Origin of the sequence: Nioella sp. (assembly GCF_964229645.1) — a bacterium.
GTDB lineage: Bacteria > Pseudomonadota > Alphaproteobacteria > Rhodobacterales > Rhodobacteraceae > Nioella.
The window spans coordinates 1-10,523 of sequence record NZ_CAXREX010000010.1; the positions used below are offsets into that span (position 1 = coordinate 1).

Genomic DNA, 10,523 nt, shown 5'->3' on the forward strand with positions numbered 1-10,523 from the left:
GTAGTGGCCAGCCACATGCCCCGGTAACATGCCCGAATAGGGCGCGGTCGGGCCGGGGTTGACCAGAGTCAGGCGGACGCCAGGCAAGGGTGCCATCGCCCACATGCGCAAAACGAGCGCATGGGTGTGCCCGCCCCCCACCAGGACGATGTCCTTCACGATCGGCAGTTCCGGCCCCATCCCGTGCCTCCTGGTGACTGTCTGCACAGCCTTACCCTCCCTGCACGCGACCGGCGAGTCCCCCTGCTGCCGCATCGTGGTGCGCGAGGCCTTGCCATGCGCCCATTATCCTTACCGCGTGCCTGTCTTCTTCGTGGCGGCAACACTCCGGGGGAGTCGCCTGAAAGGCGACGGGGAAGCATCCCCACCTCCTCATGCGTCCCTGAATACCGGCGAGGGATAGACAACGTGGCTGAGGTAAAGCCCATCAGGCGGGCAGACCGGTCCGCAGGCCGCCCGGTCCCGGGCCTCGAGCGCATGTTTCACATCGGCGGGCACCCAGGATCCGGCGCCGACCCGTTCCAGCGTGCCCACGATCGAGCGAACCTGGTTGTGCAGGACAGACCGCGCCCGGAGGAAGACCCGGAATTCCTGCCCATGGGCGCAGGGCAATTCCTCGATCGTGATCTCGTCGAGCGTCTTCACCGGGCTGGCGGCCTGGCAGATGGTGGCGCGGAAGGTCGTGAAATCGTGACGCCCGAGCAGATGCGCCGCTCCCTCGCGCATGGCCTGAAGGTCGAGCCGGTTCTTCACGTGCCATGCCTTGCCTGCATCATGGGTCAGGGGCGCGCGCCGGGCGATCAGGCGGAACACGTATTGCCGCTCCAGCGCCGAGAACCGCGCATGCCAGTCCTCCGCCACGCGTGCGGCGGCAACAATTGCAACCGGGGCGGGCTTGAGGTGGTAGTTCAGGGCCTCCGACAGGCGAAACGGGTCCCAGTCACGGGACATGTCACACTGGGCAACCTGGCCCGTGGCATGCACGCCTGCATCGGTGCGGCCCGCTGCCGCGATCGACGGGACACCGGGTTCCAGCCGAGCAAGCGCGGCCTCGATCGCGCCCTGGACCGAGGGTTGGTCGGCCTGTCGCTGCCACCCTGCAAAGGGGCGGCCGTCATATTCTATGAGAAGCGCATAGCGGGGCATGCCTTCCCGCTAACGCAAGAAAAACGAAAGGGCAATCACGGGCAGGTGGGGCTGCGCCATGCTCTCGCGGGCTGGAACGCCGCGTCAATCCAACTTGGGGCCTGTAAACCGTGGCGCTGAATGCCTATTCTCTGGGCAACGGATTTTCTTGAAGGACAGATCGCTTGGTCATTGGCGCCATCTCCGACACCCTGGGCCGCTCGGTCGAAAGCGTGGGGTCGGTCCTTTCCGAAACCTTCTTCGAGCCGGTGATCCGTCTTGGCGTCACCGGGTTGTCGCGCGCGGGCAAGACGGTGTTCATCACCTCGCTGGTGGCGAACCTGCTGGATCGGGGCAGGATGCCGGGCCTTCAGGCCGCGTCCTCGGGCCGGATCCAGGCGGCTTTCCTGCAACCGCAACCTGACGATACCGTCCCGCGCTTCGACTACGAAACCCACCTTGCCGCCCTGACCGGGCGCGCACCGCATTGGCCCGAGTCGACCCGAGCGGTTTCTGAGCTCCGGCTGTCCCTTCGTGTTCAGCCCTCTGGCCTTCTATCTGGCTTGTCCGGTCCGCGCACGGTTCATATCGACATCGTGGATTACCCGGGCGAATGGCTGCTGGACCTGTCTCTTCTCGACCAAAGCTACGACCAGTGGAGCGCCGATACGCTGTCGCGGGCCGAAGCCCGCGACCCGGCGCGCCAGTTCCGGGCGCTGATCGACGCCACGGACGGTAGCGCGGCACTCGACGAGCCCACGGCGCAGGCCCTTGCGCGAAGCTTCACGGCTTACCTTGTCGAAGCCCGTGAACAGGGCTTTTCAGACTGCACGCCGGGCCGCTTCCTGCTGCCGGGCGAGCTGGAGGGCAGCCCTGCGCTTACCTTCGCGCCGCTTCCCGCGGGCGAGGCCCCGCGCGGCAGCCTGCGCCGCGAAATGGCGCGGCGATACGAGGCCTACAAGGCCCAGGTGGTCAAACCCTTCTTTCGCAACCACTTCGCCCGGATCGACCGGCAGGTGGTGCTGGTCGATGCACTCGGCGCGATCCATTCCGGGCCGCAGGCGGTCGAGGATCTGCGCCGCGCCATGGCGGGCATCCTTGGCGCCTTCCGGCCTGGGCGGAACTCTTTCCTGTCGGCGATCATGGGCAGGCGGGTGGAGAAGATTCTTTTCGCGGCCACCAAGGCCGACCACCTGCATCACAGCCAGCATCCGCGACTGACCGCGATCATGGAGGCGCTGCTGCGCGATGCGCGAGACCGGGCCGATTTCGCCGGGGCCAAGACGCAGGCCATGGCGCTTGCCGCGCTGCGCGCAACGGTCGAGGAAACCCGCAGCCATGACGGAAAGGCGCTCGATCTCGTGCGCGGGACACTGCTGGAAACCGGCAAACAGGCGGCCTTTCACCCCGGCGAGTTGCCCGAGGACCCCGGCCACCTTCTGGCCCCGGCCCGCAAGGGAGAGACCGCCTGGCTTGACGCGGATTACTCGGTCATGCGCTTCGCGCCTGCCGAGTTGACCCTGAAACCCGGTGAGGGTCCGCCGCATATCCGGCTGGATCGCGCCGCTGAATTCCTGTTGGGGGACAAGCTGGCATGAGCACACGCAAGGGTCCCGTTCTGATCGAGCTGGACGACACCCCGAAGGAAGGCCCCGCCGCCGCGCCGCCGGTTCCCGATCTCGACCTTCCAGCCCCGACCGGGCGGGCCATGCAGACCGTGGCGACACTGGCCGCGCGCCGGCCCTCGCGCCTGGCGCGCCTGTTCTGGGCGTCCCTGTCGGCCCTGCTGGGTTTCGTGGTGTCGCTGGCCGCGTGGAACTTCGTCACCGGCCTTCTGGCGGCGAACCCGGTCCTGGGCTGGGTCGCGACCGGCCTGATTGCCCTCTTCCTGCTCGCAGCCCTCCTGATCGCCCTGCGCGAGGCGGCGTCCTTTTTCAGCCTTGGCCGTCTCGACGCCATCCAGAAAGCGGCCGAGTCCGCGCTGGCCACAGGTGATCTCAAGGCGGCTGAGAAGGTCAGCGACGATCTCGTGGCGCTTTACCGAAGCCGTCCCGAACTTCGCCTCGGGCGAGAGGCTCTGGCCAACCGCAGGGGAGATGTGTTCGACGCCGACACGGCGCTCCACATGGCTGAAGATCACCTGCTTGCCCCGCTCGACGCCGCTGCGCGGGCTGAAGTGGAAGCTGCCACGCGGCAGGTGGCCACCGTCACGGCTCTCGTGCCGCTGGCCCTCGCCGACGTGGTTGCGGCGCTGACCGCCAACATGCGGATGATCCGGCGCATCGCCGAGATTTACGGGGGCCGAGCCGGGACACTTGGTGCCTGGCGGCTGACTCGCACGGTGATCACCCATCTTGTCGCGACCGGCATGGTCGCCGTGGGCGATGACATGCTTGAACCGATCATCGGCAGTGGCCTGGTCGGCAAGATTTCCCGCCGCTTCGGCGAAGGTGTCGTCAATGGTGCGCTCACCGCCCGGGTGGGGGTCGCCGCGATGGAGGTCTGCCGCCCGCTGCCCTTCCGCAAGTCGACCAGACCTTCCGTCACCGGGATGGTGCGGCGGGCGCTGTCGGGGCTTTTCTCCAAGGGCGACAGCGCGTGACCGGGGACCGCCCGCTTCTGGGCATCCTCTTCATGCTTGGGTTCTGCGTGCTGATCCCGTTCGGGGATGCGCTGGCCAAGATTCTCGGCGACAGCGTTCCGCTGATCGTTCTGGTCCTTGTGCGCTTCGGGGCCCAGGCCTTGCTGCTGATGCCCCTGGTCTGGCTGATGGGGGGAACCCTGCGCATGGGCGGACGCACTTTTCGCCTGACGGCCTTCAGGTCGGTCCTGCAGATCATGGGCATTTCTTTCATGTTCCTCAGCCTGCGCTACCTTCCGCTGGCCGACGCCGTTGCCATCGCCTTCGTCATGCCCTTCATCATGTTGCTCCTGGGGCATGTGGTTCTGGGTGAAGAGGTTGGCCTGCGCCGCATTTCGGCCTGCGGGGTGGGGTTCATCGGCACCCTCATGGTGATCCAGCCGAGCTTTGCCGAGGTGGGCTGGGTCGCCACGTTGCCCCTGTCCGTCGCCGTGATCTTTGCCGTCTTCATGTTGATCACCCGCCAGATCGCCAAGGAGGCCGACCCGCTGGCCCTTCAGGCGGTTGGCGGGCTGGTGGGGGTGCCGATCCTTCTGGTGCTTCTTCTCCTGCCCATCGACCTGCCGGACCTGACGCCGGGCTGGCCCTCCGGGGGCGATGCCTGGCTCTTGGTGGCCATGGGTGTTCTGGGAACCGTCGCGCATCTGCTGATGACATGGTCGCTGCGCTTCGCGCCGTCTGCCACGCTGGCGCCGATGCAATACCTGGAGATCCCGGTGGCGACACTTCTTGGGCTGCTCTTCTTCGATGAACTGCCCGACGGGCTTGCCGCCGCAGGGATCGCGCTGACCGTGGGGGCGGGGCTTTACATCATCTGGCGCGAGCGCGTGACCTCTCGCGCGGGCGCGGCGTAAGCGCGGGCATGGGCGGAAGCAGATCCCCGCAGACAAGCCGGGTCAGGATACGAGGTATCGGCCAGAGCCGGGACAGGGGTGCCAGCAGGTGATCGCGCAGCAGGGGCAGGGCCCGGCTGTCTGACTGGTATTGCGGCGTGAAGGCGGCGCTCATCGCCTGGTAGGCCGCAATGTGCCAGCGCCGTGCCCCGGCATAGAGGCGCAGGGCTTCGTCTCCCTGGGCCTGCCGAAGGGCCAGGTGCAGGGCACGTGCATCAAGCAGCGCCATGTTCGCCCCCTGCCCAAGCTGCGGGCTGGCCCGGTGCGCGGCATCACCGATATGAGCGATACCTTCACCGTAGGGGCGGGCAAGCGAGCCGTGCGTGTAGCTGGCATAGGTGAAGTCGTCGTGACCGCAGAGCGTTTCGAGGAAGGGCGTGAATTCGGGCCAGAGGGCGTGGGTGTCTGCCGTCCAGGTCTCGAAAGCTGCGGCGCGCCAGGCCGCGTGATCGCGCCGCGCAAGCGAATAGAAGATCGCAGCCAGGGGGCGACCCGGCGCATCGGGCATCGCCCCCACGGGCAGCACCCCCAGCATCCGGTCGGCCCGGCGATAGCATTGGGTCAGCCTGTCCACCGGCAAGGGGGTGGAGGCGGGCCAGGGAACGGTGGACCAGACCGCCCCATAGGGCAGGGCGCGGCTGACAAGCGGCGAGAGCGGCGACCCTGCCCCGCAGGCATCGACGATGAGGTCGAATGGGCCGTCACGCCGGGCGCCAAAGTCCAGATAGGCCCTGTCGCGCCCGGTGACCTTGTGGCCCGCGCGCAGCTCGGCCCCCGCGGAAAGGGCCGCCTGATACAGGACATGAAAAAGGGCCGCGCGGTGAATGCCAAACCCACGGCGCGCGCCGTATCCGACCGAAAGGACCACCCGGCCGCCATCCGCTTCCTCGCCATGGAGCGCTTCCAGCGGCGCACCGAGGCCGCGCGCGGCATCTCCTGCGCCGAGCTGGTCCAGCACCTCCATGCCAACGGGCTGGATCACCAGCCCCGATCCGACCGGACGCGGGGCCTCGAACTGATCGAAGAGGGTCACCTTGTGCCCGTCGCGCGCCAGCAGGGCCGCCGCCGCCAGGCCGCCAATTCCTGCCCCTGCGATCCCGATCCGCATCCTGCACCCCGTCACCGTCCACACGGGCATGGTTGACCGATGCAGGCCAGAGGCGCAACCTGAGCGCATATTTCACAACGGCATTTGAAAGGACATCCCATGCGGTGGGCCAACTTGTCCGGGGTTGCGAAAGCGGCCGTCATCTTCGCGGTGCTCGGTTTCGTGATCGCGCTGAGCTCGACCAGCACGAGCTCGATCAACGGGGTCACGACCTGTTCGTACATGAACTACGGGGCGCTTCTCTTCGGGGCGCTGGCGATGATGGCGGGCGCGGCGGGCCTGGTCGGCCTGCGCGATCTGCCCGCCCAGACACGCAGCCTCAACATCGCCGTGCTGGTCGGGGCGGACCTTGTTGGTGTGCTCCATGTGCTGCGCGGGATCGGGATGATCGGCGGCCCCTGCGGCTGACCTGCCCGCCGGGGCAGCCAAGATTTTTACCTAAAAATCTTACAAGGATCTTTCAAAGATCCTTCCGCGCGATCCGTGGCGGATCGCGCCCCGTCCCTAGCGCAGCTTGGGGATGCCGCCGGGCAGGATGTCCCGGTCGACGACCCCTGCGCGCAAGGACCGGCCGATTCGATGCGCCAGCGCCGACCAGCTTGCCGCCTGCTGCTCCGACAACTCGGCCCGGAGCGTGGCATCGAAGAGCTTGAGCCAGGGCTCGAACATGCCCGGCCGCACGTTCCCGGCCTGAACATGGGCAGCCATGGGGCTGCCGTCATAGCCGCGCTCGCCCAGGATGGCATTGGCCCAGAACCGGGCGATCTTGGCCTCATGGCTGGGCCAGTCCGTCACATGGGCGGCGAATACGGGACCCAGGACGGGATGGGCCCTCACGCCCGCGTAGAAGCAGGCGACCACGCGCTCGATCTCGGGGCGGGTGATAGGGAACTTGGCGAGGGGCGGCGGGGTGCTCATGCGGGGCAGGATGGGGCGGGCGTTGCGCGTGATCTAGTTGCCATCTGGTCGCGCCCGGCCCTACTGGACGCCCTTGGCCCTCGGGCCTATAAGGCGGCTCATGACCCGCCCCGTTGCGCGCATCATTATTCGAATTATCGGCCCGGCTCTCTGAGACTAGAGACGCCGGGACAAGGTGCTTGAGTTATCGCGCCGCCCTGATAATCCCCTTTCCAGACCGATCATCACGAGGACCGCATTCCCATGTGCGCCGAGACCACCGGGCAGACGCCCGATTACAAAGACACGCTGAACCTGCCAAAGACCGAATTCCCGATGCGCGCGGGCCTGCCCAAGCGCGAGCCCGAATGGCTGGAGCGTTGGGAAAAGATGGGCATCTACGACCGCCTGCGCGCGAAGGAAGGCCGCAAGCCCTTCACGCTGCATGACGGCCCTCCTTACGCCAACGGGCACCTGCATATCGGCCACGCGCTGAACAAGACGATCAAGGACATGATCGTGCGCTCGCACCAGATGATGGGCCATGACAGCCGCTACATCCCCGGATGGGACTGCCACGGCCTGCCGATCGAGTGGAAGATCGAGGAACAGTACCGCGCCAAAGGGCTGAACAAGGACGATGTGGACGTGGTGGCCTTCCGCCAGGAATGCCGCAAGTTCGCTGAAGGCTGGGTCGATATCCAGCGCGAGGAGTTCAAGCGGCTTGGCATCACCGGTAACTGGGCCGACCCCTACCTGACCATGGCTTATCACGCCGAGCGGGTGATCGCCGAGGAATTCATGAAATTCCTGATGAACGGCACACTCTATCAGGGATCGAAGCCCGTGATGTGGAGCCCGGTGGAAAAGACGGCGCTCGCCGAGGCCGAGATCGAATATCACGACCACAAGAGCCACACGATCTGGGTGCCGTTCAAGACCACGAACGGTGAAGGCGATCTTCAGGGTGCCAAGGCCGTTATCTGGACCACGACGCCCTGGACGATTCCGTCAAACAAGGCCGTGGCCTTCAATCCGGCGATCTCCTACGGGCTTTACGAAGTCACCGGCCGGCCCGAGGAATGCTGGTGCCGGATCGGCGACCGCTACCTGCTGGCCGACAAATTGGCCGCCGAGGTCCTGACCAAGTCCCGGCTGGACGAGTCCATGTATCGCCGCCTGCGCGACGTGAGCTCGGATGAACTGTCCGCGCTGGTCATGGCCCATCCGTTCCGGGGTCTCGAGGGGGCCGAGGGCTTCTGGGACTACGACGTGCCGATGATCGACGGCGATCACGTGACCGACGATGCGGGAACGGGCTTTGTTCATACGGCTCCCTCCCACGGGGCCGACGATTACGAGTGCTTCATGAAGCGCAACTGGCTTGACCGGATGACCCACAACGTGGGCGAGGAATCCGAGTTCCTGCCGCATGTGCCCTTCTTCGCGGACCTCCAGGTCTTCGATCGCAAGGGCAAGGAAGGCAAGGCCAACGCCGCTGTCATCGACAAGCTGGTCGAGGCGGGTGCCATCATCGCGCGGGGTCGCGTGACCCATAGCTATCCCCATAGCTGGCGCTCCAAGGCCCCGGTCATCTTCCGCAACACGCCGCAATGGTTTGCCGCCATCGACCGTGAAGTCGGTGACGGGCAGGACAGCTATGGCAGGACCATCCGCGAACGGGCTCTGACCTCGATCGACCAACTGGTCGACTGGACGCCGCGCACCGGGCGCAACCGGCTCTATTCCATGATCGAGGCGCGCCCTGACTGGGTTCTGTCGCGCCAGCGGGCCTGGGGTGTGCCGTTGACATGCTTCACCAAGAAGGGTGCATTGCCGACGGACGAGGACTTCCTGCTGCGCAATGAGGCGGTCAATGCACGGATCGCCGAGGCGTTCGAAGCCGACGGGGCGGATGTCTGGTACATGGAAGGTGCGAAAGTACGCTTCCTTGGCGACATCGTGAACCCCGACGACTACGACCAGGTCTTCGACGTGCTGGATGTGTGGTTCGACAGCGGCTCCACCCACGCCTTCGTTCTGCGTGATCGCGCCGACGGAACCGAGGACGGGATCGCGGATGTCTACATGGAAGGCACCGACCAGCATCGCGGCTGGTTCCATTCCTCGCTCTTGCAGGCCTGCGGCACGCTTGGCCGCGCGCCCTATCGCAACGTCGTGACCCACGGCTTCACGCTGGACGAGAAGGGCATGAAGATGTCCAAGTCGCTCGGCAATACCATCGTGCCCGAGGCCGTGGTCAAGCAGTACGGTGCCGATATCCTGCGTCTTTGGGTGGCCCAGGCCGACTACACCAACGACCAGCGGATCGGGCCGGAAATCCTGAAGGGGACCGCCGACAGTTACCGTCGCCTGCGCAACACGATGCGCTTCATGCTCGGCTCGCTCGGTGATTTCACAGAGGCCGACCGGGTGGACCCGTCGGACATGCCGGAGCTGGAACGGTGGGTTCTGCACCGCCTTGCCGAACTCGACCACACGGTGCGGACAGGCTACGCCGCGTTCGATTTCCAGGGTGTGTTCCAGGCGCTGTTCAACTTCGCCACCACGGACCTGTCGGCCTTCTATTTCGACATCCGCAAGGACGCGCTCTATTGCGACGGCGATACGCTGAACCGCCGTGCCGCGCGCACCGTGCTGGACATCCTCTTCCACCGCCTGACCACCTGGCTTGCGCCGATCCTGGTCTTCACGATGGAAGAGGTCTGGCTGGAACGCTTCCCGGGCGATGATAGCTCGGTTCACCTGGTCGATTTCCCCGAAACGCCGGGTGACTGGCTGGACGAGCCGCTGGCGGCCAAATGGGCCAAGGTGCGCCGTGCCCGCCGGGTGGTCACGGCCGCGCTGGAAATCCAGCGCCGCGAAAAGGTGATCGGGGCCTCTCTGGAGGCCGCGCCGGTGGTGCATGTGCGCGATGGCGAGATGCTGGATGCGCTGCGCTCGGTCAACTTCGCCGATGTCGCGATCACCTCCGCCGTCAGCCTGACGGGTGATCCGCTGCCGCAAGAGGCGTTCCGCCTGCCCGAGATCGAAGGCGTTGGCGTGGTGTTCGAAACCGCGGAAGGCGAGAAGTGCCAGCGCTGCTGGAAGATCCTGCCCGACGTGGGGACACATGCCCATGAAGGGACTTGCAAACGCTGTGACGAGGCGCTTGGGTGATCAGGCATCCGTCATCACGACAAAAAGGGGCGTCCCATCGGGGCGCCCCTTTTCGTTGGCGGATCAGTCGAGCAGCGTGCGCAGGTAGTCAGGGTCTGCGAAGCTGCCCCAGCCGAAGGCCATGACACCGGGACCGCGCGTCGTCTCGATCCCGTCGGTGATGGTGCCGCGCACCGAGGTGCCGTAAATGCCTGCGGGAATGACCTGGTCTTCCTGGTAGATCACCGCGCCGGTGGCGTCACGACAGGTCATGGTGCCTTCGCCCGCGCGGTCTACCCGCATGATCATGGGCATTTCACAGGAAAGCCCGCTGCCAGAGAGCCGTGTCAGGCTCGACAGTTCGAAATCCGCCAGAATGTCACCGGTCATCACCCATTCCGTGCCATCGGCGAGCCGCGCGACGCTGGCCGCCTGCATGCGGATCGTGTCGGAACAGCCGGCGAGCGTCGTTGCCATTGCCGCGGCCAGGATCAGGGAACGTGCTGCCATCTTTGCCTCTTGCATGTTGTTTGACGGCGATCATCACCTGCTTTCGGGAACGGCGCAATCGGTGGCATGCGGTTTTGCACCGCCCGGCGAAACCCGGCGCATCGAGGTTGTGCATCCACGCAGGGGGCACCGCGCCTTTCCTCTGGTGGCGTGACACCCTATCTTGCCACCAAGACACGCTTGACCCCGA

10 protein-coding genes are annotated in these 10,523 nt (G+C 66.1%); 5 read left to right on the forward strand and 5 right to left on the reverse strand.

The window, feature by feature from the left end:
* Both ACEQXV_RS00645 and truA read right to left on the reverse strand, forming a co-directional pair.
* A partial coding sequence (locus tag ACEQXV_RS00645; RefSeq protein ID WP_370267391.1) for a hypothetical protein occupies positions 1–180 on the reverse strand: 180 nt, incomplete at its 3' end.
* A gap of 192 nt (positions 181–372) precedes the next feature.
* Positions 373–1,146 carry a tRNA pseudouridine(38-40) synthase TruA gene (gene truA, locus ACEQXV_RS00650; protein ID WP_370267392.1) on the reverse strand — a complete coding sequence of 258 codons (774 nt, stop codon included), beginning with the start codon at positions 1,144–1,146 and terminating at the stop codon, positions 373–375.
* 164 nt (positions 1,147–1,310) lie between these two features.
* On the opposite strand from truA, the gene ACEQXV_RS00655 reads away from it, so the two are divergent.
* From ACEQXV_RS00655 to ACEQXV_RS00665, 3 genes are read left to right on the forward strand one after another with little or no spacing between them, the layout of a single operon-like run.
* Positions 1,311–2,723, forward strand: coding sequence for a YcjX family protein (locus ACEQXV_RS00655; protein ID WP_370267394.1), 1,413 nt, complete (start codon positions 1,311–1,313; stop codon positions 2,721–2,723).
* Positions 2,720–3,727, forward strand: a complete 1,008-nt coding sequence (locus tag ACEQXV_RS00660) for a YcjF family protein (RefSeq protein ID WP_370267395.1) — start codon at positions 2,720–2,722, stop codon at positions 3,725–3,727. The genes ACEQXV_RS00655 and ACEQXV_RS00660 overlap by 4 nt, the downstream gene beginning before the upstream one ends.
* Positions 3,724–4,620: a DMT family transporter gene (locus ACEQXV_RS00665; RefSeq protein WP_370253102.1), complete on the forward strand. Its 897-nt coding sequence runs from the start codon at positions 3,724–3,726 to the stop codon at positions 4,618–4,620. The genes ACEQXV_RS00660 and ACEQXV_RS00665 overlap by 4 nt, the downstream gene beginning before the upstream one ends.
* On the opposite strand, the gene ACEQXV_RS00670 is transcribed toward ACEQXV_RS00665, so the two are convergent.
* Complete coding sequence (locus tag ACEQXV_RS00670; protein ID WP_370267396.1) at positions 4,577–5,767, reverse strand: FAD-dependent oxidoreductase; 1,191 nt, start codon at positions 5,765–5,767, stop codon at positions 4,577–4,579. The two genes, ACEQXV_RS00665 and ACEQXV_RS00670, sit on opposite strands and share 44 nt — an antisense overlap.
* A gap of 99 nt (positions 5,768–5,866) precedes the next feature.
* On the opposite strand from ACEQXV_RS00670, the gene ACEQXV_RS00675 reads away from it, so the two are divergent.
* Positions 5,867–6,175, forward strand: coding sequence for a hypothetical protein (locus tag ACEQXV_RS00675; RefSeq protein WP_370267397.1), 309 nt, complete (start codon positions 5,867–5,869; stop codon positions 6,173–6,175).
* A gap of 96 nt (positions 6,176–6,271) precedes the next feature.
* On the opposite strand, the gene ACEQXV_RS00680 is transcribed toward ACEQXV_RS00675, so the two are convergent.
* Positions 6,272–6,685 (reverse strand): group III truncated hemoglobin, encoded by a 414-nt coding sequence (locus ACEQXV_RS00680; protein ID WP_370251752.1) that lies wholly within the window; start codon positions 6,683–6,685, stop codon positions 6,272–6,274.
* A 243-nt stretch (positions 6,686–6,928) separates the two neighbouring features.
* Between ACEQXV_RS00680 and ileS the strand changes: the two genes are divergently transcribed.
* Entirely contained in the window at positions 6,929–9,844 is a 2,916-nt protein-coding gene (gene ileS / locus ACEQXV_RS00685) for an isoleucine--tRNA ligase (protein WP_370267399.1), read from the forward strand.
* Positions 9,845–9,907: 63 nt separating this feature from the next.
* Here ileS and ACEQXV_RS00690 read toward each other — a convergent pair whose 3' ends face one another.
* Positions 9,908–10,333 carry a hypothetical protein gene (locus ACEQXV_RS00690; RefSeq protein WP_370251167.1) on the reverse strand — a complete coding sequence of 142 codons (426 nt, stop codon included), beginning with the start codon at positions 10,331–10,333 and terminating at the stop codon, positions 9,908–9,910.
* Between the last annotated feature and the right edge of the window lie 190 nt (positions 10,334–10,523).

Bases quoted from the DNA above. Each gene is read 5' to 3' on its own strand.
- truA (WP_370267392.1), bottom strand. From the start codon at position 1,146: ATGCCCCGCTATGCGCTTCTCATAGAATATGACGGCCGCCCCTTTGCA.
- ACEQXV_RS00660 (WP_370267395.1), top strand. From the start codon at position 2,720: ATGAGCACACGCAAGGGTCCCGTTCTGATCGAGCTGGACGACACCCCG.
- ACEQXV_RS00670 (WP_370267396.1), bottom strand. From the start codon at position 5,767: ATGCGGATCGGGATCGCAGGGGCAGGAATTGGCGGCCTGGCGGCGGCG.
- ACEQXV_RS00675 (WP_370267397.1), top strand. From the start codon at position 5,867: ATGCGGTGGGCCAACTTGTCCGGGGTTGCGAAAGCGGCCGTCATCTTC.
- ACEQXV_RS00680 (WP_370251752.1), bottom strand. From the start codon at position 6,685: ATGAGCACCCCGCCGCCCCTCGCCAAGTTCCCTATCACCCGCCCCGAG.
- ileS (WP_370267399.1), top strand. From the start codon at position 6,929: ATGTGCGCCGAGACCACCGGGCAGACGCCCGATTACAAAGACACGCTG.
- ACEQXV_RS00690 (WP_370251167.1), bottom strand. From the start codon at position 10,333: ATGGCAGCACGTTCCCTGATCCTGGCCGCGGCAATGGCAACGACGCTC.